This is a genomic window from Bacillus sp. FG16, assembly GCF_057809515.1.
On record NZ_JBMDKC010000027.1, the window covers coordinates 1 to 24,015 of the forward strand.

General features: G+C 36.7%; 24 protein-coding genes and 1 other annotated feature. Of the genes, 8 read left to right on the forward strand and 16 right to left on the reverse strand.

All coding sequences use genetic code 11. The features are described from left to right. Window positions 1–68: 68 nt before the first annotated feature. Window positions 69–1,715: a peptide ABC transporter substrate-binding protein gene (locus ACODS7_RS12200; protein ID WP_029442138.1), complete on the reverse strand. Its 1,647-nt coding sequence runs from the start codon at window positions 1,713–1,715 to the stop codon at window positions 69–71. 352 nt (window positions 1,716–2,067) lie between these two features. Between ACODS7_RS12200 and ACODS7_RS12205 the strand changes: the two genes are divergently transcribed. Beyond that, the gene (locus tag ACODS7_RS12205) at window positions 2,068–3,513 is read left to right on the forward strand and encodes an MATE family efflux transporter (RefSeq protein ID WP_029442137.1); all 1,446 of its coding nucleotides are present in this window, start codon (window positions 2,068–2,070) and stop codon (window positions 3,511–3,513) included. A gap of 116 nt (window positions 3,514–3,629) precedes the next feature. Here the strand turns inward: ACODS7_RS12205 and ACODS7_RS12210 are convergent, their stop codons facing one another. From ACODS7_RS12210 to ACODS7_RS12230, 5 genes are all read right to left on the reverse strand, one after another. Then, window positions 3,630–4,565 (reverse strand): ABC transporter ATP-binding protein, encoded by a 936-nt coding sequence (locus ACODS7_RS12210; protein ID WP_016082471.1) that lies wholly within the window; start codon window positions 4,563–4,565, stop codon window positions 3,630–3,632. Continuing rightward, window positions 4,558–5,601: an ABC transporter ATP-binding protein gene (locus ACODS7_RS12215; RefSeq protein WP_000854346.1), complete on the reverse strand. Its 1,044-nt coding sequence runs from the start codon at window positions 5,599–5,601 to the stop codon at window positions 4,558–4,560. The genes ACODS7_RS12210 and ACODS7_RS12215 overlap by 8 nt, the downstream gene beginning before the upstream one ends. Window positions 5,602–5,619: 18 nt before the next feature. Beyond that, window positions 5,620–6,636 (reverse strand): oligopeptide ABC transporter permease, encoded by a 1,017-nt coding sequence (gene opp3C / locus ACODS7_RS12220; RefSeq protein ID WP_016082472.1) that lies wholly within the window; start codon window positions 6,634–6,636, stop codon window positions 5,620–5,622. Then, window positions 6,633–7,562: an oligopeptide ABC transporter permease gene (opp3b, locus tag ACODS7_RS12225; RefSeq protein WP_000534166.1), complete on the reverse strand. Its 930-nt coding sequence runs from the start codon at window positions 7,560–7,562 to the stop codon at window positions 6,633–6,635. Before opp3b ends, opp3C begins: the two co-directional genes overlap by 4 nt. 127 nt (window positions 7,563–7,689) lie before the next feature. After that, the gene (locus tag ACODS7_RS12230; RefSeq protein ID WP_000727213.1) at window positions 7,690–9,345 is read right to left on the reverse strand and encodes a peptide ABC transporter substrate-binding protein; all 1,656 of its coding nucleotides are present in this window, start codon (window positions 9,343–9,345) and stop codon (window positions 7,690–7,692) included. A 319-nt stretch (window positions 9,346–9,664) separates the two neighbouring features. On the opposite strand from ACODS7_RS12230, the gene ACODS7_RS12235 reads away from it, so the two are divergent. Together ACODS7_RS12235 and trpS are read left to right on the forward strand one after the other, a co-directional pair. Beyond that, window positions 9,665–10,045, forward strand: a complete 381-nt coding sequence (locus ACODS7_RS12235) for a DUF3899 domain-containing protein (protein WP_001044985.1) — start codon at window positions 9,665–9,667, stop codon at window positions 10,043–10,045. 105 nt (window positions 10,046–10,150) lie between these two features. Continuing rightward, window positions 10,151–10,367 (forward strand) — a binding site (T-box leader). 75 nt (window positions 10,368–10,442) lie between these two features. Further along, window positions 10,443–11,432 carry a tryptophan--tRNA ligase gene (gene trpS / locus ACODS7_RS12240; RefSeq protein ID WP_029442135.1) on the forward strand — a complete coding sequence of 330 codons (990 nt, stop codon included), beginning with the start codon at window positions 10,443–10,445 and terminating at the stop codon, window positions 11,430–11,432. A gap of 260 nt (window positions 11,433–11,692) precedes the next feature. Here trpS and ACODS7_RS12245 read toward each other — a convergent pair whose 3' ends face one another. The 7 genes from ACODS7_RS12245 to ACODS7_RS12275 all read right to left on the reverse strand — a co-directional run bounded on the left by ACODS7_RS12245 (window position 11,693) and on the right by ACODS7_RS12275 (window position 17,780). After that, entirely contained in the window at window positions 11,693–12,439 is a 747-nt protein-coding gene (locus ACODS7_RS12245; RefSeq protein ID WP_000966129.1) for a YjbA family protein, read from the reverse strand. A gap of 144 nt (window positions 12,440–12,583) precedes the next feature. Next, window positions 12,584–13,372 carry a DUF2268 domain-containing putative Zn-dependent protease gene (locus ACODS7_RS12250; RefSeq protein ID WP_016082475.1) on the reverse strand — a complete coding sequence of 263 codons (789 nt, stop codon included), beginning with the start codon at window positions 13,370–13,372 and terminating at the stop codon, window positions 12,584–12,586. Between the two features lie 107 nt (window positions 13,373–13,479). Next, on the reverse strand, window positions 13,480–14,718 hold the full coding sequence (fabF, locus tag ACODS7_RS12255; RefSeq protein ID WP_000412656.1) for a beta-ketoacyl-ACP synthase II: 1,239 nt from the start codon (window positions 14,716–14,718) through the stop codon (window positions 13,480–13,482). A 30-nt stretch (window positions 14,719–14,748) separates the two neighbouring features. Further along, window positions 14,749–15,681: a beta-ketoacyl-ACP synthase III gene (gene fabH, locus ACODS7_RS12260; RefSeq protein WP_016082476.1), complete on the reverse strand. Its 933-nt coding sequence runs from the start codon at window positions 15,679–15,681 to the stop codon at window positions 14,749–14,751. 231 nt (window positions 15,682–15,912) lie between these two features. Continuing rightward, complete coding sequence (locus ACODS7_RS12265; RefSeq protein WP_001986215.1) at window positions 15,913–16,089, reverse strand: ComZ family protein; 177 nt, start codon at window positions 16,087–16,089, stop codon at window positions 15,913–15,915. 54 nt (window positions 16,090–16,143) lie between these two features. Next, window positions 16,144–17,016, reverse strand: a complete 873-nt coding sequence (locus tag ACODS7_RS12270) for an NAD-dependent epimerase/dehydratase family protein (protein WP_016082477.1) — start codon at window positions 17,014–17,016, stop codon at window positions 16,144–16,146. A gap of 29 nt (window positions 17,017–17,045) precedes the next feature. Next, window positions 17,046–17,780: a lipase family protein gene (locus tag ACODS7_RS12275; protein ID WP_016082478.1), complete on the reverse strand. Its 735-nt coding sequence runs from the start codon at window positions 17,778–17,780 to the stop codon at window positions 17,046–17,048. 156 nt (window positions 17,781–17,936) lie between these two features. On the opposite strand from ACODS7_RS12275, the gene ACODS7_RS12280 reads away from it, so the two are divergent. Then, the gene (locus ACODS7_RS12280; RefSeq protein WP_001211116.1) at window positions 17,937–18,119 is read left to right on the forward strand and encodes a YjzD family protein; all 183 of its coding nucleotides are present in this window, start codon (window positions 17,937–17,939) and stop codon (window positions 18,117–18,119) included. A gap of 37 nt (window positions 18,120–18,156) precedes the next feature. On the opposite strand, the gene clpB is transcribed toward ACODS7_RS12280, so the two are convergent. Continuing rightward, the gene (gene clpB, locus ACODS7_RS12285) at window positions 18,157–20,757 is read right to left on the reverse strand and encodes an ATP-dependent chaperone ClpB (RefSeq protein WP_029442134.1); all 2,601 of its coding nucleotides are present in this window, start codon (window positions 20,755–20,757) and stop codon (window positions 18,157–18,159) included. A gap of 211 nt (window positions 20,758–20,968) precedes the next feature. Continuing rightward, window positions 20,969–21,148 carry a YjzC family protein gene (locus ACODS7_RS12290; RefSeq protein ID WP_016082481.1) on the reverse strand — a complete coding sequence of 60 codons (180 nt, stop codon included), beginning with the start codon at window positions 21,146–21,148 and terminating at the stop codon, window positions 20,969–20,971. A gap of 492 nt (window positions 21,149–21,640) precedes the next feature. Between ACODS7_RS12290 and ACODS7_RS12295 the strand changes: the two genes are divergently transcribed. From ACODS7_RS12295 to ACODS7_RS12305, 3 genes are all read left to right on the forward strand, one after another. Then, entirely contained in the window at window positions 21,641–22,450 is an 810-nt protein-coding gene (locus ACODS7_RS12295; RefSeq protein ID WP_001041241.1) for a Cof-type HAD-IIB family hydrolase, read from the forward strand. A gap of 105 nt (window positions 22,451–22,555) precedes the next feature. After that, window positions 22,556–22,696 (forward strand): hypothetical protein, encoded by a 141-nt coding sequence (locus ACODS7_RS12300; protein WP_000516816.1) that lies wholly within the window; start codon window positions 22,556–22,558, stop codon window positions 22,694–22,696. Then, entirely contained in the window at window positions 22,697–22,894 is a 198-nt protein-coding gene (locus tag ACODS7_RS12305; protein ID WP_098629679.1) for a DUF3813 domain-containing protein, read from the forward strand. A gap of 25 nt (window positions 22,895–22,919) precedes the next feature. Here ACODS7_RS12305 and ACODS7_RS12310 read toward each other — a convergent pair whose 3' ends face one another. Beyond that, the gene (locus ACODS7_RS12310) at window positions 22,920–23,777 is read right to left on the reverse strand and encodes a YitT family protein (protein WP_016082482.1); all 858 of its coding nucleotides are present in this window, start codon (window positions 23,775–23,777) and stop codon (window positions 22,920–22,922) included. A 100-nt stretch (window positions 23,778–23,877) separates the two neighbouring features. Here ACODS7_RS12310 and ACODS7_RS12315 point away from each other — a divergent pair, with 100 nt between their 5' ends. Further along, the gene (locus ACODS7_RS12315; protein WP_001120851.1) at window positions 23,878–24,009 is read left to right on the forward strand and encodes a DUF3941 domain-containing protein; all 132 of its coding nucleotides are present in this window, start codon (window positions 23,878–23,880) and stop codon (window positions 24,007–24,009) included. Window positions 24,010–24,015: the final 6 nt, after the last annotated feature.

Sequence of the window (24,015 nt, forward strand, 5' to 3'; positions counted from 1 at the left end):
AAAAACTGCACCTCCAATTGTTAGACTGTGTCTAACAATTGGGGTGCAGTTCATTAGCCTGCTTTTTTTTATTTTCCTACGGATGCCCACTTAAAGCTTAAATCTCCGCCATATTTATGGTTGTACATATCTTTAATTGTTTCTCTTTGTAAGTATGCTCTACCACGTTGATATACTGGAACAATCGCAGCGTCATCAAGTAACATTTTTTCTGCTTCTAATAAGTTCTTCCAACGAGCATTTACATCGCTTCCATCTTTTTTCGCCTTCATAATGATTTCATCGTATTTCGGATTAGAGTACTTCATCTTATTTTGTGACCCATCTGTTACAAACATATCAAGATATGTAATCGGATCTGGGAAGTCCGCACTCCATCCAGAGAATGACATGACATAATCGCCCGCATCTTCTAATTTTAGTTTTTGCGCGAATGGTTGTTGTTTAATTTTCACTGTTAAACCTGGTAAATTCTTTTCTAATTCACCTTTTAAATATTCACCAGTTTTCTTTGATAACTCTACATCTTCATTTAATAATTCTAATTCGATTTCATTTTTACCAAGTTCTTTTTTACCAGCTTCCCAATATTTCTTCGCTTCTTTCACGTTTGGTTTTACAATATCCCCATTTACAGCACGGAAATCTTTTTTATCTGGTCCTTTAATGAAGTTATCAGGAATTAATCCTGTCGCGGCCTTAGAACCGTTGTTTAATAATGTATCAACGAACGGCTTACGATCAAAAGCAAGTGAAATTGCTTTACGAATATTTTTATTTGCTAAAGCTGGATCTTTTTGATTTAAACGTAAGAAGAATACAGATGTATCTTCTACTGTTTGGAAATCTGGTTTTCCTTTATATTTATCGATAAACTCCGCTAATAACGACGCTCGATCAATTGCATTTGTTTCATATAAGTTAATTGGCGTAGATGTATCTTTTACAATATTAAAGTTTACTTCTTCAATCTTCACTTCTTTATTGTCCCAATATGATGAGTTCTTTGTCATTTTAAAGCTACGTTCATGCTGCCAATCGCTTAATGTAAATGGTCCGTTATAAAGTGTTGTATTTGCTTCTAAACCAAACTTTGCACCTTGCTCTTTAACAAACTTCTCATTCACAGGATAGAAGATTGGATATACCATTAAATCTACAAGATATGGAATGGAATTGTCTAATTCAACTTCTAATGTGTAATCATCAATTGCTTTTACACCTAGTTGATCAGGACTCATCTCTTTTTTATTAATTTTCTCTGCATTTTTTATATCGTACATAATATAAGCTGATTTCGCAGCTGTATCTGGATTAATCGCTCTTTGCCATGCGTATACGAAATCTTTCGCTGTCACAGGCTCACCGTTTGACCATTTCGCGTCTTCACGTAACTTAAACGTATACTTTTTACCGTCTTCTGACTTTTTAAATTCCTTCGCTACACCTGGAACTAGCTTATCATCTTTTCCTAAACTGTATAAGCCTTCCATCGTATTGTTCATTACTCTTGAAGAAACTGCGTCAGCTGATAATGCTGTGTCCATCGTTGGAATTTCTTGTGTTTCAATTAAGTTAATAACTTGCTTCGCACCGCTTTTCCCGCTATCCCCTTTTGCGTTTGCTTGCGGTTCATCTTTTTGATAGCTACATGCCCCTAACATCATGCTCATCGCTACTGTTGATGCTACAAAAACTGGTATCTTTTTTTTCATACTTCCACCCTCCAAAAAAATGTTAGCCCTTTCATTTTCAAACAGAAAGAAATATATATATGTTCTAATAATTCATATTATACACACAAATATATTTTTTGTATATTTATATTTCTATTTCATTAAAGTTTTCTGTTAAAAAATATATCTTTGTAAACGTTTTATATTGCTGATTCCCCTTACTAAAGTGCCGGAAATAATTATTTTTATATTTTTCTAAATTATCAGAGAAAAACAAATTTTATATTTCATAATACTTTATGTATAATTATCCCACCCTTTTTAACATAAAGTAGCAGTCCCTTCATATTAAAAATATGTAGGCTAAAATGAGTGCAAAGGATAAGAAAGTATGTTACGATACATTTTGCTAAAAATAGATATCGGTAAAGAGGGGACGGACATGACAGCAATTCAGGCAAAAAATGGGCCGACAGAGAAATTAAGTTTATTCTTATTAACATGGCCTATTTTTCTAGAAGTTTTTCTTTTTATGTTGATGGGGATCGCTGATACGTTCATGTTAAGTGCATTATCAGACGATGCTGTATCTGGGGTTGGTGCAGCGAATCAATACCTTCATATTGCGATTTTGGTATTAGAAGTCATCGGGAACGGCGCTGCTATCGTTGTATCTCAATACCTCGGTTCCAGACGCTTTATGGAAGCATCTAAAATATCAGCATTAGCCGTCACATTAAATTTAATAGTTGGGCTCGTTATAAGCGCTGGTTTTCTTTTATTTTCGAAACATATGATGCTCGCAATGAACTTACAAGGCGATGTACTAACGTATGCGCAAAACTACTTATCTATCGTCGGAGGGGCTATCTTCCTGCAAGCTATCATTAACTCATTAGCCGCAATTATCCGTGTACACGGTTTTACAAAGCAAGCGATGTTTATTTCACTCGGAATGAATATTATTCATATCGCTGGAAACTACGCACTCATTTTCGGGAAATTTGGTTTCCCAGAGCTCGGTGTACAAGGGGCTGCAATTTCTTCCGCTATCAGTCGATTGATCGCACTTATTGTTTTCTTCTGGTTACTATACCGCGTTATGGAATATCGTGTGAAATTACAATATTACTTCACTTTATCCAAAGAATACATTGGGAAAATTTTAAAAATCGGCATTCCATCTGCATTTGAACAAGTGATGTATCAAGCTTGTCAAATCGTCTTCCTTTATTACGCAACGTACTTAGGAACGGAATCATTAGCTGCTAGACAATACGCTACTAACATTTCCATGTTCACTTATTTATTTGCAATTGCGATTGGTATGGGAACAGCCATTATTATTGGCCGCCTTGTTGGTGGTGGGGAAAAGGATGAAGCATACGAACGCTTGTGGAAAAGTGTAAAATGGGCGATTGGTGTAACTTTATGTATGGTCGCTCTCGTTATTACATTCCGTACACAATTAATGGGACTGTTTACAGATAATCCGCACATTATCGGGTTAGGCGCAAGTGTTCTTTTACTAAGTGTATTACTTGAAACGGGACGTACGATGAACATCGTCATCATTAATTCGCTTCGTGCAGCTGGTGATGCAAAATATCCTGTTTTAATCGGTGCATTCTCTATGGTGTTAATGAGTTTACCACTAGGTTACTTTTTCGCCTTTCATTTAGATATGGGGCTCGTTGGTATTTGGCTAGCGATCGCCATCGACGAATGGACGCGTGCCATTATTATGTTCTTCCGCTGGAAAAGCAGGGCGTGGGAACGTTACGCACTTGTGAAACCAGAAGAGCAAGACGAGATTGGTTCTGTTCAGGCACAGTAGCACTTGTTTGATCATGATGTAGTTATTAATAAATGCAATTTATATCGACTTACCGACAACTCATTTATATAGTAGAAAAAAGCCATCCTTCCTTAATGGAAGAATGGCTTTTTTTATTATTGATAAATCTCTTTATATTTCTTATACTCCGCTTCAGAACATAGTACGAAATGTCCTGGGCGAATTTCACGCATTGTTGGCACTTCGCTACCGTAATCATGCTGCGATGGATCGTATACGATACGTTTACGATTACGCTCATAATCTGGATCTGGTAGCGGAATTGCTGATAATAGTGATTTCGTATATGGATGAACTGGATTCGCATATAACTCTTCACTTGTTGTAAGTTCTACAATTTGCCCACGGTACATTACGCCGATGCGGTCACTAATGTATTTTACCATCGATAAATCATGGGCAATGAATAAGTATGTTAGACCTTTTTCTTTTTGTAGCTTTTTCAGTAAGTTTACAACTTGCGCCTGAATCGATACGTCAAGTGCTGAGATCGGCTCATCGGCAATGATAAATTCTGGTTCTACAGCAAGCGCTCGAGCGATACCGATACGCTGACGTTGTCCACCTGAGAATTCGTGCGGGAAACGGTTTGCGTGCTCTTTATTTAAACCAACTGTGTTTAATAATTCATGGACACGATCCATGCGCTCTTTTTTACTTTTCGCTAATCCGTGAATATCAATACCTTCTGCGATAATATCCCCTACTGTCATACGAGGATTTAATGATGCGTATGGATCTTGGAAAATCATTTGCATTTTACGGTTGAATTTCTTCAATTCTGCGCGTGATTTCTTACCATGTACGTTTTCACCATCGAACAATACTTCACCAGCAGTTGCATCATATAAACGAATAATCGTTCTTCCAGTTGTTGATTTACCACAACCTGATTCTCCTACAAGACCAAATGTTTCTCCGCGGTAAATATCAAATGAAATATCATTAACCGCTTTGACAACACCACCACTCACGTCGAAGTGCTGCTTTACATTTTTTACTTCAATTAATTTCTCACGTTGTTTAGTCATGTTGTTCACCTGCTTTCATTTGAAGAATACGTTTTTCAACAACTGCCGGCGGTTTTACTTCTGGAGCTTGCTCGTGAAGTAACCAAGTTGCCGCATAGTGTGTATCACTTACTTTAAATAAAGGTGGGTCCATTTCAAAATCAATTTTTAGTGCCTGTGGGTTACGTGGTGCAAAAGCATCACCCTTTGGCGGCTTTAATAAATCCGGAGGCGTTCCAGGAATTGCATATAACTCTTCCTCTGAGCCATCTAAACTTGGCATAGATGCGATTAAGCCCCAAGTATATGGATGTTTCGGATTATAGAAAATTTCATCTACAGTTCCAATTTCAACAACTTTACCAGCGTACATAACTGCCACTCGGTCAGCAACGTTTGCTACTACACCTAAGTCATGCGTAATGAAAATAATTGCCGCTTCTGTTTTTTGCTGAATGTCTTTCATAAGTTCTAAAATTTGTGCCTGAATCGTAACGTCTAGCGCTGTTGTCGGCTCATCGGCAATTAATAATTTCGGGTTACAAGCTAACGCCATCGCAATAACTACACGCTGTCTCATACCACCTGAGAATTGGTGAGGATATTGTTTTAAACGAGCTTCTGGATTTGGAATACCTACAAGGTCGATTAATTCTAAAGCAACTTTACGTGCGTCTGCTTTACTCATCCCTTGGTGTTTAATAAGGCCTTCCATAATTTGATTTCCAATTGTCATCGTTGGGTTTAATGATGTCATTGGATCTTGGAAAATCATCGCGATATCTTTACCACGTACTTGCTGCATTTCTTTTTCTGTTAATTTCGTTAAGTCACGACCTTCAAATACGATCTCACCATTTTTAATGCGTCCAGGAGGATTCGGAATTAATCCCATTAACGCTTTAGAAGTAACTGATTTCCCTGAACCAGATTCTCCTACAATCGCCAATGTCTCTCCTTTTTTCAAATCAAAAGTAACGCCGCGTACAGCTTGTACTTCACCTGCATGTGTATCAAAGGAGACTTGTAAATCTTTTACCTCTAACAATGTTTTCATCTTTGCCTCTCCCCTCTTTTACTTACGCATTTTTGGATCTAACGCGTCGCGTAATCCGTCTGCCATTAAGTTAAACGCTAAAATTAATATACTGATGACAACCGCAGGGATGAACATCATATGCGGATACGTTTGAATAGATTTATAACCATCATTTACAAGAGAACCTAGTGACGCAAATGGTGGCTGAATTCCTAAACCGATGAAACTTAAGAACGCTTCACCAAACACCGCTGATGGAATTGTAAACATTGTCATTACGATAATAGGTCCCATTACGTTTGGAATTAAATGTTTCACAATTAATTGTGTATTTGTTGCACCTAATGTACGAGATGCTAATACATATTCTTGGTTTTTTAATTTCAGGATTTGTCCACGAACGATACGCGACATCCCTATCCAACCTGTAATTGCCATTGCGAGTGTAATTGACCATATACCAGATCCCATAATGATTACCATTAAGATAACGATGATTAAGTATGGAATACCGTTAATAATCTCCATAATACGTTGCATAATATTATCTACTCTGCCGCCATAAAACGCTGAAATACCTCCGTATGCAACCCCAATTACTAAGTCAATTGCTGCTGCTAAAAGAGCGATATATAATGATACGCGTGTACCTTCCCATGTTCTTGTCCATAAATCACGACCAAGATCATCTGTACCAAACCAGAAGTACTCTTTAATATCACGTTTTTCATATTGGTCAACACCATATTGATCTGTACCGTCAAATGGTAACCAATGAACATTTTCAATAACTGGAATTTTTGGTGGCATTTTCGCACGACCTAAATCTTGCTCTTTATACGAGTGTTTACTTACCATCGGCCCAAAAATCGCTAGTAATATAATAAGGCTTAATAATACGAAACCAAGCATCGCACCTTTATGTTGGAACAAACGTCTTCTTACATCTTGCCAAAACGTTAAGCTTGGACGGGCAATGACTTCATTATCAACATTATTTTGATTGGCTTGTTGAAATAAATCTGGAGATAATTTTTGTACATCTTTCATCATTTTTTCCCTCCCGCTAAACGAATACGAGGATCAATAATTCCGTATAAAATATCGACAATGAAAATAACTAAAATGAAGATCGCACTATAGAAAATCGTAGTTCCCATAATAACTGTATAGTCATTCACTGTAATAGATTTAACGAATTGTTCCCCAAGTCCTGGTACAGCATAAATTTGCTCGATAACAAGTGTTCCTGTAATTAATGCCGCAACCATTGGTCCTAAAATTGTTACTACTGGAATTAATGCGTTACGAAGTGCGTGTTTGACAATGATAACGCCTTGGCTAATTCCTTTAGCTTTCGCTGTTAAAATGTAATCGGCTTGCATAACTTCAATTAATTCTGCACGAGAGAAACGTGCGATTGTTGCGATAACTGCCATCGATAAAGCAATTGTAGGCATTACTGTAAACTCTGGTCCTTTCCAGAACGCTACTGGGAACCAACCAAGTTTTACCCCTACGAAATATTGTAGTAAAGCGGCGAATACGAATGATGGTACCGACATCCCGAGTACGGAAATAATTGTCGCTCCATAATCGACCCACGTATTGTTACGAAGTGCCGCAACGATTCCTAAAATTAAACCGATAAATGTTCCTAATATAATCGCTTGTAAACCAAGCTGTGCTGATGGTCCAATACGATCCACAATCATATCTGTTACTGGACGGTTATCATATTGGAATGATACCCCTAAATCACCTTTTGCTAAGTTACCTAAGTAACGTGCGTATTGAACTGGTACCGGATCATTCAATCCGTATTTTTCAAGAATGATTTCTTTTTGTGCCGGTGATAGCTTCTCCTGGTTTTTAAGCGGAGAACCCGGAAGTAATTTCATCAAAAAGAAAGTCAGTGTAGTAATTAAAAATAATGTCAAAGCCATGTACACGAAACGTTTTAATACATAACGTCCCATAGTCAAGCACCTCCCCGTTTTTCTCAAAAGCAATAAGATAGTTTAAAATATTCTTACTTTTATTTTTTTAAAATAAGAGCATATGCCCATCATAGGCATATACCCCTGTAAACGATGGAAAAAAAGATTATTTTTGTTCAACAGATGCCCATTTGTAAGTTAATCTACCACCATAGTTGATTGGTATAATATCTTTTACAGCATCTTTTACTATATATGCTGAACCTTTTTGGAAGATTGGAGTGATAACTGCATCCTCTTTAATTAACATCTTCTCTACTTCTAAAAGGTTGTTCCAGCGTGCTTGTAAATCTTTTGTATCTGTTTTAGCTTTTAGAATTAACTCATCATATTTCTGATTAGAATACCCTGTTTTATTTTGAGAACCATTTGTAACAAACATATCTAAATATGAGATTGGATCTGGGAAATCTGGACCCCAAATACCAAACGCAATATCATATTGCTGAGAATCTTCTAATTTATTTTTTTGTGCAAATGGCTGCTGTTTAATTTTAATTGATAAACCAGGTAAGTTTTTTTCCATCTCACCTTTTAAGAATTCACCAACCTTTTTTGCATCTTCATTATCAAAGTTTAAGAATTCTAGTTCGATTTTATCAGTGCCAAGCTCTTTCTTCGCTGTTTCCCAAAGCTTTTTCGCTTCTTTTGGATTCGTTTCAACTAGCTTTCCATTTTCAGCTCGGAAATCTTTTTTATTCGGACCTTCAGCGAAATCTTTTCCAACAAATCCATAAGCTCCAATCGCACCATTATTTAAAATAACTTTCGCAATGTTATCACGATCAAAGGACATTGAAATTGCTTTTCTTAAGTTTTTATTACTTAAGTATTGATTACTTTGATTAAATCTTAGGTAAGCAACCCCTGCTTCTTTTCTTGTGTGGAATTCTGAGCTTTGTCTAAACTTATCAACAAATTCTGAAGTTAGAGCCGCACGATCAATCGAGTTTGTCTCATATAAATTTACATCAGTTGACGTATTTTTTACAATATTAAAGTTAATCTCTTCGATTTTAACCGTTTTATTATCCCAATATGATGGGTTCTTCTTAAACTGGAAGCTTTGCTCATGTTTCCAATCACTCATAACAAATGGCCCATTATATAATGTTGTATTTGCCTCTAACCCAAACTTATCACCTTGTGCTTTTACAAAGTTTTCATTTAGTGGGTAAAATACCGGATAAACTGTTAAATCAACAAAGTAAGGAACGGGATTGTCTAATTCCACTTCTAATGTATAATCATCAATCGCTTTTACACCTAATTGGTCAGCAGGTAATTCTTTTTTATGAATTTTCTCTGCATTTTTAATATCAAACATAATGTACGAATACGTCGCTTTTGTATCTGGATTTACTGCTCTTTTCCATGAATACACAAAGTCTTTTGCTGTTACAGGCTCCCCATTCGACCATTTTGCATCTTTTCTTAATTTAAATATGTATTTCTTTCCGTCATCTAGCTTTTGAACATCTTCTGCAATTCCAGGCACTCTCTTTTGATCTTTGCCGATACGATATAAACCTTCCATCGTATTATTTAATGCTGTAGAAGATGCAGAGTCAGATGCTAGCGATGCATCCATTGACGGAATTTCAGATAACTCTGTTAAATTAAGAACCTGCTTTCCGTTACTACTACTCGTAGTGTTTTCTTTCCCTTTTGCTTTTGCGTCATCTTTTTGGTAGCTACACGCACCCAGCAACATACTTGCAGTTAAAGTCGATGCAAGTAATAACGGTATCTTTTTCTTCATGTTGTGTTGCCTCCCCTAATTGCACTTCCTGTACCCTCACTTGTTAAAAAGTAGAATTGAAAGAATAATCTCCAAGTTTCTACAATTTTCATTATACATATAATATAACAATTGTGAATATAGTTTTTTGTTTTTTTGTTAAAATTTTTAATAAAATGTTTATATTTTTATTTTTTTGTAAAGGGATACGTTAACATTGATACCATCATCTTGAAATCAGACCTTTAATTGCGTATAATTTTCAAAAAATTAATTCTAGTACATATTATAGCTTTTATAGTATAATAATTCTAGTAATATTTTGACGGAGGGGAACATTTTGAATAAAGTTTTTTTTCATACTTGTATACTAATTTTCATAGCGATAATCGCTTCTAGTATTGGCGCATTCCTCATTTCATCGCAATTTTTGTTGAATTTTGTCAACATCTTGTTTTATATTGCACTGTTTTTTATTCTTATCGGCGGTTTTTTATACATATTTCAAAATGGTTTTTTCAATGTAACCATTTACGCATTCCAAAGAGTATTTGGTACGAATAAAAAGATTGACTCTTTAATTGAAGAAGTCGAGGAACCTACAGATAAGAAAGAACGTATTTATAAAACATATTCATTCAAATGGACATATCCAATTTGTATTACAGGTATCGTTCTTGGGTTGTTCTCGACCCTTATTAGCTTTACTATTTTGATGTAGTTTGCAAACACTATCCCATATGATATAATAATCAGCAAAACATTTTGTTATAAAACTTTAGTTCTTTCATATTAAAAGAGCTCAAGTAACAATAAATAAATTTATATGTATGCGATGATAAAGAAGAGTACATATTGAGGCAATTTCAGAGAGCTTGTGGTCGGTGTGAACAAGTAATTGTACAGTATGGAATGGGCTTTTGAGCACCAAACCGAACCGAAAGTAGTAGGCTTTGGCGTTATATCCAAACGTTATTATGGATTAGAGAGATTTCACAGTAGTGAAATAATTAGGGTGGTACCGCGGTCCATTCGTCCCTATAGTTTTTGGGATGAATGGGCTTTTTTGTTTGCCTTCTCTTCCCCCATCACGCATTCAATTTTAGGAGGAATTACTTATGTCAGTTATCTTTTCTGGTATTCAGCCAAGTGGAACGATTACACTTGGAAACTATTTAGGAGCAATGAAGCAGTTTACAGAGCTTCAAAATGAACACGACTGTTATTTCTGTATTGTAAACCAACATGCGATTACAGTACCTCAAGATCCCGTACAACTTCGTAAAAACATCCGCAGTCTTGCTGCACTTTATGTGGCATGTGGCATTGACCCTGAAAAAGCTACTTTATTTGTACAATCAGAAGTACCAGCACACGCTCAACTAGGTTGGATCATGCAATCTGTTGCTTACGTTGGAGAATTAGAGCGTATGACGCAATATAAAGATAAAGCTTCTGGTAGAGATTCAGTTCCAGCTGGATTACTTACGTATCCACCATTAATGGCTGCTGATATTTTACTTTACAATACTGAAATCGTGCCGGTTGGTGATGATCAAAAGCAACATATCGAATTAACACGTGACCTAGCAGAGCGTTTCAACAAACGTTACCGTGAAATCTTTACAATGCCTGAAATTCGTATTCCAAAAGTAGGAGCTCGCGTTATGTCATTAACAGAACCTACGAAAAAAATGAGCAAATCTGATCCGAATCCAAAATCAATGATTAGTATGCTTGATGAGCCAAAAACAATTGAAAAGAAAATTAAGAGTGCTGTTACTGACTCTGAAGGTATTGTGAAATTTGATAAAGAAAACAAACCTGGTATCTCTAACTTATTAACAATCTACTCTTCATTCTCTGGAAAAACAGTTGAAGAAATTGAAACAATGTACGAAGGAAAAGGATACGGTGACTTCAAAGGCGACCTAGCGCAAGTAGTCGTAGAAGCAATTCGTCCAATCCAAGACAAATATAACGAACTAATCAACTCACCAGAACTAGACGAAATTCTAGACAAAGGTGCAGAAAAAGCAAACCGCGTTGCATTCAAACAACTACGCAAAGTAGAAAACGCAATGGGACTAAGCAGAAAACGTAGGTAACATATAAAGCGGAGGCGACTGCTTAGGGTTCTTTCCCACAGAAGGTGCTTTTTACCTTCTCGTGGGGAAGGTTCTTAGACGCGAAGGGCTAGGAGCCGGATTTCATATAAGCGAAAGCGGCTCGTTCAGCTCTGACTGGCTAAGGTTCTTTCACATAGAAGACGCTTTTTGTCTTCTTATGCGGAAGGTTCTTAGACACGAAGAGCTCGCTGCTGGAGCTGGATTACTACAAAATTAAAAAACCGCCAATTGGCGGTTTTTTAATTTACCTTTTGCTCATTTTCCATTTCCCATAACTTTTCAAAAAATGGCTGTCCTTTTACGAGACGCTCGCATAATTGTTCATGTTTCTCAGACCAGCCAGCTTTCGCTTCATCATACAGTCTAGCCCAAATATCCTCGAACTCCATATGTTGAACCGTTCCATATGCTGATGGATCCCACTCTGTGTACCAATAGCGAATCTCTGCTGTATTTTTCGTTGTATGTAATTGATCTAACGCCATAAATAATAATTGTTTTAGCTGTCGTTCTTTACGAGTCAAGCCATTCATAATGAAAGGCGATGGTGATAAAATGTGGTGTTCTTTTTCTGTTTCTTCTACTTGGAACTCATACTTTTCTGCTTGTACGTTTTCTACCATCTCATATACCATCTGCTCTTGGCGTGGTATAAGTCTGCTTTTGCGAATTGGTACATTGTAACCAATTGTGTCAATCGCAATAATTCCTTTTCCATCTGTAACAACAAAGCAATACTCTTGCTGCAAACGTTCATGATTTTTACGAATATAAGCCTTATGATGTACGTCTTCCAGCATTTTTTGCGGAAGCTCTAACAATTCGTTCTCGATGTAATGATATAATGTGGCATCTACTTTTAATAATGGCACTTGATCTAATAGCTCAATCGTATCATCTTTCCGCCATTCGTAAAAATGACAAACGTTATACCCATTCTCTTCACCTTCAAACCAATTTACCCATACATCATGTAGATATAACATTCACTACCCCTCACTTCACTACTGTTTGTACCAATCATTATGTTCATTTTTGCTTAACTTTATTCCACTTGAGGAAATATATTCTAATTATTATTTTTTCTTCTATTAATACTAAAAAAAACAGGAAATCAAGCTCCTGTTTTTTTATATATGAAATGTATTTGCTTTATTCAATATTTCTTTTGCATCTATAGATAATAAAGAAAGTGTATCTTCTCCTTCCAAAGTTACACAATCTTTGACAATATGAAATCCAAGCGCATAGCCAAGCATCTTCGGATAAGAGTGAAATCCATTTAATAAGATGTCATGTTCCCTTGTTCCTCGTTTTATACTTATTCTTTCATGTACAACATTTTTCCAATAATAAATAGCCTCTTCTTTTGAAAGATACGCCGTCCACGGTGCATTGTTTTTTTCTGAATATCTTTCCGTCACTGCTTGCTCAGCTAGCCCTTCCATAATCATCGTATCAAGTAATGTATATTCTGTTTCTTTCGTCTCAATTTGATGTAACCTACATATGTGATGATATTCATGCGCCAATAACACTTTTAATTCTTCTACCGAATTCCGTCCACATACGAATAAGAAAATAACATGACGCATAGATAATCCAGCCCTACCGTTATACTCTTCTTGCACAGTTCGATTATAGGAATCTGATAATAAAATAAAGACAGGGACATCCGGACCCTTCAACCAATTTTTCAATTTATCATACTCCAGGCTCAACTCTTTCCAAATTTCCTTTTCCTCTAATTCTTTAATTTCCTTTTCCCCACGCATGACCGGACGATACATCCCTTTTGAAATTAAAAAGCGATACAACCTTTCTTTTGGCAACGGAATATACTTCGTAAATTTCTCACAAAGTTTTTCTGGCCGTCCATAATATAAATGTAGCCACTCAGCTGTTTCAATAACCCCCATCTTTATCCCTCCTTTTTTCTTATGTATATGCTACAGGAGAAAAAGACGTAAAAATAAATAAGGAGTTTTTTCGCAATATATTGCGGAAAAACTCCTTATTTCATCTATTATTTATACGATTTAAATACTAACACTGCGTTATGACCACCGAATCCTAATGAGTTACTTAATACTGCATTTACTTCTTGATGTCTCGCTTGATTCGGTACGTAATCTAAGTCACATTCTGGATCTGGTGTCTCATAGTTAATTGTTGGAGGAATTACTCCGTCTGTAATTGATTTAATAGAGAAAATCGCTTCAACAGCACCAGCTGCTCCTAATAAGTGACCTGTCATTGATTTCGTTGAGCTAATTGCTACTTTATACGCGTGCTCACCGAAAGTTTCTTTAATTGCCATCGTTTCATATTTTTCATTCGCATCCGTACTTGTACCATGCGCATTAATGTAATCAATATCTTCTGGCTGTAGGCCTGCATCAGCTAAAGCTTGACGCATTGCACGCACTCCGCCTTCACCACCAGGAGCAGGCATTGTAATATGGAACGCATCTCCAGTTGCACCATAACCAGCAATTTCCGCGTAAATGTGAGCACCGCGTGCTAATGCGTGCTCTAATTCTTCAAGAATTAGAATCCCTGAACCTTCACCCATTACGAAACCGCTACGGTTTTTATCAAATGGACGGCAAGCCGTTGCTGGGTCTTCATTAAATGTTAATGCTTTCGCTGAGCTAAATCCTGCGAATGCCATACTTGTTAGCGGTGCTTCTGCTCCGCCTGTAATCATTGCATCAGCATCACCACGCTGAATTGCTTTAAATGCATCACCAATTGAGTTTGCACCAGATGCACAAGCCGTTACAGAACAAGTGTTAATTCCTTTTGCTCCTGTTGCGATTGATACTTGACCTGCTGCCATATCTGGAATCATCATTGGCACGAAGAATGGGCTCACGCGGCGCGGGCCTTTCTCAGTAAAAATCTTAAATTGTTCTTCGTATGTTTCCATACCGCCAATACCAGATCCAATCCATACACCAATTCGAGGTCCGTTTTCTTCTGTAATTTCAAGCTTTGCATCTGCAACTGCCATTTTCGCTGCTGCTACTGCATATTGTGTAAAGCGGTCCATACGGCGCGCTTCTTTTTTATCAATATATTTCTCGACTTCAAAGTCGTTAATTTCCGCTGCTACTTTTGCTGGAAATAGTTCTGGATCAATTCTTGTAAGTCGCCCGATTCCAGATACACCCTTTTTAATGTTTTCCCATGCTGTTTCAACATCTGTTCCGACCGGTGTAACAGCTCCTAGTCCTGTAATTACGACCCTCTTTTTTTCCATACAAAATACACTCCTTTTTTCTCTCAATCCTTATTTACCCCAACGAAGAGCGACTGCTCCCCATGTTAATCCGCCGCCAAAACCAACAAGTATAATTAAATCACCGTCTTGAATACGTCCGTTTTGCAATTCCTCTACCATTGCAATCGGAATTGAAGAAGCTGATGTATTACCGAACTTCTCAATTGTCATACTCATTTTTTCTTGTGGTAAATTTAACCTCTCTCTTGCAGATTCCATAATACGAATGTTTGCTTGATGCGGTACTAAGAAATCTACATCTTCTTTCGTAAGACCAGCTTTATCTAAAACGCGAAGACAAGAATCACCAAGTTGACGAACGGCAAATTTAAACACTTCTCTGCCATTCATCATAACATACTCGTCTTGATAAAGGTGCTTGCCGCCACTTCCGTCTGCTCCTAATTCAAAAGATAGAACGCCTTTACCTTCTGAAACAGCTCCCATTACGATAGCACCGGCTCCGTCTCCAAATAGTACTGCTGTATTTCGATCGTTCCAGTCTACAATTTTAGATAGTTTATCACTACCAACTACTAATACATTTTTATAAGTTCCTGTTTGAATAAATTGCTGCGCTGTAATCATTCCGTACATAAAGCCAGCACATGCTGCACTTAAATCCATTGCAGCTGCATGTTTCGCTCCTATTGCTTCTTGAATTACACAAGCAACTGCTGGAAAAGCACGATCTGGTGTTACTGTCGCTACTAAAATCAGATCGATATCCTCTCCGTTAATTCCTGCATCTTCAAGTGCTTTTTTAGAAGCCTCTACGGCCATATATGAAGTATCTATTGTATCATCGGCAATGCGTCTTTCTGCAATTCCCGTTCTCGTACGAATCCATTCATCGGATGTTTCCATTATTTTCTCTAAATCGTGATTTGTGACTACTTTTTCTGGCACATATCTTCCGATCCCTAAAATGCCCACGTTCACATCGCAGCCCTCCGTTTTATATCAATTATTATGACTTGGTACTAATTTTAAAACATAAATGTATTTTTGTCTAGAATATATTTCGCATAAAACATAAAGCTAACGCATTATCCACTTTATTTTTCATTAAAAGAAACAGAATCATACCTTTTCGTGTTTCATTCCAAATAAAAAGGCCCGAACCGCTTCTACTCACGATTCGAGCCTCTCCTCCATCAAAAAAGAAGGATTTTATTCTTTATCTGCTTTCCCAAGCTCATAAGCTTCGTTCATAACTTTCATTAACAATTCTAACACCGGCTGTGCCTTCTCCATATCAAGTGCAATTCCGTTATCATCTAAAATTGCCTTCGCTTCTGGTAAATGCTTCATTGCGATTTGTAAAAACTGCATGCTTTTTTCGTTCATATTATACTCTTCCTCTCCATTAAAACTTTCACATACAATAGTGTAACACGCGTGCTACTCTTCGTATAACTCTTTATATTTTTTCATGTGTGCCAGTTGCTTATTTAAACCGTATTCTAACGGAGTATTTCTTTTTATCGAAATGACTTCAATAGCCTCATCTCTTATTTCATTATTATTTTTATTTACTTTATCATCCGCGCGTAAAAGATTCATACCTTTTTCCCATAATGACTGTTTACCACTAAGTAAATTGTATATACCAAGATGCGCCCCGTTCGTTCCATTTTCCCATAAGTATTCACATACATCTTCAATGTAAAGCAAATCACTTCCTTTTTCCTCACTCGTACAACGACACTCTTTCTCGTCTAATTCTGATAAAATGAGCTGATGATACATCATAAAGGATGGTTGCCACGGTCCATATAATGTAGGAACTCGAAATACACTATATTTTAAATTCCCTTTTTTCAATCCTTCTTCTACTTTCAAAAATAGGCGCTTATTTTCGGATTCACCTGTACTACTTACTTCAATAGAAGAAATTAAATTTAACTTCACTTTTTGTTCTTCACACATTCTTATAATTCGCTTTAAATATTGTAATATGACTCTTTCATTCCGAAATCCACATTGCTGATTTGGCTCATATAAGCAAAAGTAGACCGTATCGAATCTCTCTTCCTCTACCGATCTCCATCCATCTTCATCTCTTATCGAATAATACGTAAATAACGCATTTCGCCCAATTAACAATAACTTCTCTTCATTAATTTTGGTCATACTATCGAATTCATCAAAATCAAGACCATACACTTCTACTTCTTCTGCGATCATTTTATTCACAAGGTGATAACCTACAAACGTAAGTGCACCTATTATCAGCACGCGTTCCATACCACCAACCCTTTCCCTCTGAAGCAAATAGCTCCTCATTTATGTATATGGGAGCTTCACAATTCTTCTTCATATTTTTTAAAGAAATCGGTCGTTTGCCTAACCATTTTATATTTCACATCTTGCAGATGGAACAAGACAGAAGTATCACATTGATTTAATTGCCTCATTTTCTCATATTTACGCAACTGTTGTTTTCTTCCTCTTTTTTCTTGTGTTGATACAAAAATTTTAACAGGTACACAAGATGGAAGAAGCGTAAATGATTTCTTATTTATTTTTAATTCTAATTCTTCTTCTTTGGAATCATACGCCAAACTTAATTCCTTCACTAATCTTTTGTAAAAAAACTTATGCTCTTTCTCAAAACTCACATATTCTGGTAAATCTAAACACGGATTTAACATAACAACAGAACGAATACATTCAGGATATTTGTTCATCATTTCAAGTGCCACAAGCGCTCCCATACCATCTGCCATAATGTGCATTTTCGCATTTAACGTCTCTTTTCTCAAAACAACATCATATAAACGTTTTGCCAGACGAACAGATTGATCGTTTCCCCAATGTCTTCCGTATAAATTAGAGGAAAAGACCGTGTAGCCTTGCTCAATAAGACCATGTAAGAAATAAGATTTACCCGCATGTTGCGTCCATAAACTTGTACCATTCTCAATAAAGTAGTTATAATCACCGAGGAGCATAACAGAAAATCCATTTGGCTTCTCCGGTAAATAAATAACACATGGTTCTTTTTCTAAGTAAAAAAAACGTTCCGTAATACTCATTTTTCCCCCGCCTTATTTTCTAAACATATAAAACCACTCTTTTATAATGTATGAACGGAATGCAAATTTGCGTTGAAAAATCTACAAATATTTTTCTATATTCTTTTTTCAATTGTGTTACAATAAGGACAGATTGAACGAATAGAGGTGTAAAATATGCGTTTCATTTGGGCATTAATTTGGTCGTTCTTACTTGTACATATGATGAGCTATGTAATCGGCTCTATGACTGGCGGTACATACGACTTTAACCAAGCGTCTATTTTCTCAGTTGTTCTTGCTGTATTAGTACTAGCAATTTCAGCTGCAATTCCAAACGAGCCAGTAGAACAACACTAAAAAAAGAGTCCGGATTTTATCCGAACTCTTTTTATTTTTATTTCACATGAACGACTAATTCGTTATTTTCTACATCAACAACTACGTGACAATTGTCAGTAATTGTTCCTGCAATTAATTCTCTTGCTAATTTCGTTTCCACTTGACGTTGTACGTATCGTTTTAACGGACGAGCTCCGTACATTGGGTCGAAACCAGCTTCTACAACAAATTCTTTTGCTGCATCTGTTAATTCTACTGTAATGTGACGGTCAGCTAGACGACCTTGTAATTCTTTTACAATTTTATCAACAATGCCTTTAATTTCATTCGTTGTAAGAGGTTTGAATAAAATAATTTCATCAACACGGTTTAAAAATTCAGGGCGGAAATGTCCTCTTAATTGCCCCATTACAAGGTCTCTTGATTCCTCTTTAATCGAACCATCTTCTTCTAATCCGTCTAGTAAATGAGCAGATCCAATATTTGAAGTCATAATAATAACTGTGTTTTTAAAGTCCACTGTACGACCTTGCGAATCTGTAATGCGTCCATCATCTAACATTTGTAATAAAATATTGAATACTTCTGGATGTGCTTTTTCAATTTCATCTAATAAAATAACGGAATATGGTTTACGTCTTACCGCTTCTGTTAATTGACCGCCTTCTTCATATCCTACATATCCAGGAGGTGCACCAATTAAGCGTGACACTGCGTGTTTCTCCATATACTCAGACATGTCAATACGAATCATTTGCTCTTCACTATCGAATAAAGACTGCGCTAACGTTTTTGCAAGTTCTGTTTTACCAACACCCGTAGGGCCTAAGAAAATGAAGGAACCAATTGGACGATTCGGGTCTTTAATACCAGCGCGAGCACGAAGAACCGCGTCTGATACTAAGCTTACTGCTTCCTCTTGTCCGATGACACGCTCTGATAAGATTTGCTCTAAGCGTAGTAATTTCTCGCGTTCTCCTTCAACAAGTTTAGCAACAGGAATACCAGTCCAGCGTGAAACAATATCTGCAATTTCTTCTTCACTTACTTCCTCACGTAATAAACGATTTTCTTGTTTATTATGCGCGCCCATTTCTTCCGCTTCTTTTAATTCTTTTTCGATTGCAGGAATTTTCCCGTGACGAAGTTCGGCTGCTTTATTTAAATCGTAATTACCTTCTGCTTCTTCTAATTCACGGCGCAAACGTTCTAAATGTTCACGTAAGTCACGAACTTTGTGAATGTCTTCTTTTTCTTTCTCCCATTTCGCTCTCATACCACTTGCAACTTCTTTTAAATCCGATAATTCACGTTGCAATGTTTTTAGGCGCTCTTGGCTACCACGATCCGTTTCTTTTCCAAGAGCTGCTTCCTCAATTTCTAACTGCATAATACGACGCGTTACTTCATCTAATTCTGTCGGCATAGAATCAATTTCTGTACGAATTGTTGCGCATGCTTCGTCAACAAGGTCAATTGCTTTATCCGGTAAGAAGCGATCTGAAATATATCGATCTGATAAAACTGACGCTGCTACAATCGCTCGGTCATGAATATTTACACCATGATAAATTTCAAAACGCTCTTTTAATCCACGTAATATGGAAATCGTATCTTCAACAGTTGGTTCTTCTGCTAATACTTGTTGAAAACGTCTTTCTAGTGCTGGATCTTTTTCAATATATTTACGATATTCATCTAATGTTGTCGCTCCGATACAATGCAGTTCACCGCGCGCAAGCATCGGTTTTAACATATTCCCTGCATCCATTGCACCTTCTGTTTTACCAGCACCAACAATTGTATGAAGTTCATCAATGAATAATAAGATGCGTCCTTCACTCTTTTTAATTTCATTTAATACAGCTTGCAGACGCTCTTCGAACTCACCACGGAATTTCGCACCAGCTACGAGCGCACTCATATCTAACGCAAAAATCGTTCTATCTTTCAATCCTTCAGGTACATCCTTTTTCACAATACGCTGTGCTAGCCCTTCAACGATTGCTGTTTTACCAACACCTGGCTCCCCAATTAAAACAGGATTGTTTTTCGTTTTACGTGAAAGAATACGGATTACACGTCGAATTTCACTATCACGGCCGATTACAGGATCAATTTTCCCGGCTCTCACTTCTGCCACTAAATCACGGCCATATTTTTCTAACGCTTCATAAGTTGCTTCTGGATTTTGACTAGTCACTCTTTGATTCCCCCGAACTGTCATTAAAGACTGTAATAAGTTATCTTTCGTAATATGCAATGTTGTAAATAATTGATTTATATCGCCTTTTTCTTCAGAAAAAGCAAGCAATACATGTTCTACTGAAATGTAATCATCCTGCAGTTTTTCTGCTTCTTTCCCTGCTCTTACAAGCAGTTGTTGCAGAGCGCTCGTTACATACAATTTTCCAACTTCTGCACCGCTTCCCGTTACAGAAGGTTTCTTTTTAATTAAGCTTTCAGCGCCTTGCTTTAACGCTTCTATATCAACATTCATTTTTCGAAATATACGTACCGCTAATCCATCTTGCTCTTCTAATAATGCAAGTAATAGATGAACAGTATCCACCTCTTGGTGATGATGAGATACCGCTAAAGATTGGGCACTCATAATCGCCTCTTGTGTTTTTGTTGTCATTTGATTTAAGTCCATCTTTACAGCCCTCCAAAAGTTTGACTTTCTTTGACCTTTGATTTGATTATACGCCAACTGACTTTTTTATACAATAATTTTGCCTATGTATTTTCAAACTTATTATTGGAAAAAGAAAACAGGAACATTCATTACGCTGCTCAAAACAGTACGGTAAATGAAATTATAATATGTCATGACAAAAAAGCCGCAATAAAGATTGCGGCTTCTGTTACGGTTTTCTTTTATATGTCCACTGACGGTTATGATTCGTATTATCTGGAAACTTTTCACCGGCAGTTAATTGTACCATTTGCGGATTTTTCACCATACTTCCCGTTTCACCAATTTCTACATAAACCCCATCATTTGGCGCTTTTTGTCCAGAACGAAACCTGCGATTTTGTCCCATTTTCATTCTCCTTCCATGACGTCTTTGCCTCATTAGTATATCCATTTTAAAAGAAAGCTTTTCTGTCATGTTTAGGAAACAGTACTACATCTCGTTCTTGTACATATATATGAATGACACAAGCGTAAGCAGGGATTTCTTTCCTACTTGTAGAAAAAAAAAGAAACCAACCTACTCTAGGCTAGTTTCAAAGGAGAGTCAAACATATACGAGAAGATTACATGTTTATTATAAGTCTCATCACACGGGCAATGTAACCCTTTTCACAATTTGTACATAATGAAAGAAACATTGTTTGAACTTTCTAAAAAGATGTTGACTTTTCTTAATTTCCAACGAGAAATAGTAGACACCGCAGCACTTTGAGACGTAAGATGGATATATAGTGAAATTTTCATCTATGGTCATTTCACCAAGTCTAACCTCTTATTTCTGCATATTAAAGACGGAAATACAGATAGAAATAAAAAAATTATTATAAGAGGTGAAATTATGAACAAACAACATTTAATCGCATTAGACTTAGACGGCACTTTATTAACAGACAACAAAATAATTTCCACTCGAACGAAACATACAATTGCAAAAGCAAAGGAACAAGGACACGTTGTCGTTATTTCAACAGGACGTCCATTCCGCGCTAGTTATGATTACTATAAAGAACTCGGTCTGAATACACCTATCGTAAACTTTAACGGTGCGTACGTACACCATCCTCTTGATTCAAACTGGGGTATACATCACTCCCCTCTTGAGCTAGCAACAGCGCAAGAAATTGTACGAGCTTGCTTTGATTTCGGCGTGAAAAATATATACGCTGAAGTTATGGACGATGTGTATGTTCGTGAAATTGATGAAGATAAAAAACATATTTTCGAATTCGGATCTCCTAAGATTTTTACAGGAGACTTATTAAATATTTTAAACGATCATCCAACCTGCTTATTAATTGATGCACATGACGAGCATTCCACTGCAATTCGTCAACATTTAACGGATATGCACGCGGAAGTAATCGACCATAGAAAATGGGGCGCACCTTGGCCGATTATTGAGATTGTGAAAAGCGGATTAAATAAAGCGGTTGGATTACAAAAAATTTCTAGTCATTACAACATTCCACAAGAGCGAATTATCGCTTTCGGTGATGAGGATAATGATTTTGAAATGATTGAATTTGCTGGTCACGGCATCGCAATGGGAAATGCCATACCTGAATTAAAATCACTCGCAAACCATACGACGTTAACGAACGAAGAAGATGGTATTGCTTTATATTTAGAAGAGGTTCTTGGGTTGTAATCTAAAAATTCCCTACTTATAGTTTCCTGCCAAATGTCCATACTATAAGTAGACGCATGAGACATCGCGTCGATTGTTTTCAGCTAAATAAAGGGGGTTTTTCAAATGGGTAAAAAGAACAAATCAAAACGTTTTATCCAACAAGGAGCCGATGCTGTTATGAAGCATGATGCAAGATTCCCGTACAGAGGTACATTAGCTGAGGCAGAAAAGGCAAGAAGTAACTCTTCTTTTGGAGGGGTTTAAATGGGGAACTTACTATTCCAACAAGCTAGAGATGCTGTTGAAAATGCCGTATCTTGTTCAAGCGGTACTGAGCAACAAGATCTCGTGTATAGAGCAAAAAATGCTTTGCAATCCGCTTACGCAAACTCTTCAATTGTTGAAAAAGTTCAGCTCCGTGAAATGCAAGAGCAATTGCAAAACATTACGAATGTACATTAAAAAAGAGGACCAACTTTGGTCCTCTTTAATCTTTCCGAAACAATCCGAACACCCCAACTGTTTGCAGTATATTTGTAAATGCACTTGGGTCCACTTGTTTAATAATCCTCTCTAATTCGTATAACTCATAACGAGTAATAACCATCATTAACATTTCTTTATTTTCATTCGTATAAGCACCTGTTGCTGGTATCGTTGTAATCCCTCTTACTAATCGCGAGTGAATCGCCTTTCTTACGTCCGCCCCATTCTTCGTAACAATTAATGCTGTAATCTTTACATGACGAGTATGAATCGCATCAATAATTCTCGTTGATACATATAAAGTCACTAACGTATATAACGCTTTTTCCCATCCATATACATAGCCAGCAGCGATAATGATAATTGCATTAAAAAAGAAAAAGTATGTACCGACAGGCTTATCTTTTATTTTCGATAAAATCATGGCGATAATATCTAATCCACCTGTAGAAGCACCCCACTTTAAAGCAATCCCTACTCCAATTGCCGAAATAATCCCGCCAAAAATCGCATTTAATATGATATCATTCGAAACCGCTCTAACAGGGATGATTTCTAGAAACAAAGTCATAAATATAACACAAAGAAAACTAAAAAAGGTGAAGGCCTTTCCAACCTTTTTCCACGCTAAAATAACGACAGGAATATTAAATAAGCTAAACAATACTCCTGTAGATATGTGAATCGATAAAAAATCACCTAATATTTGTGATAATAATTGAGACAATCCAGCAAAGCCACTCGCATACACTTTCGCTGGCGTTAAAAATAAATTCATCCCAATCGCGTTTAATAAACCTGCGATGATTACAACGATTAACTTCTTTATAAGTTCAGTATAATTCAACTTCAAATCCATTTCGAATCCACCTTTACCCTTCATAAATGCACCGCTATACATAGTCTTTACGAAAAAGGAAATGATAAACGTACAACGTTTAGAAATGGAGTTGATACATATGCCACATACGAGTGATAACGACAAAAAAGCACGCGATAATAATGCAAAACGCACACAAAAAAATGAGCAAGAGCAAAAAAATATTCAGCAAGGTAAACGTGCATACTCTAAAAAGACCGATCACCTTTGATTCCAT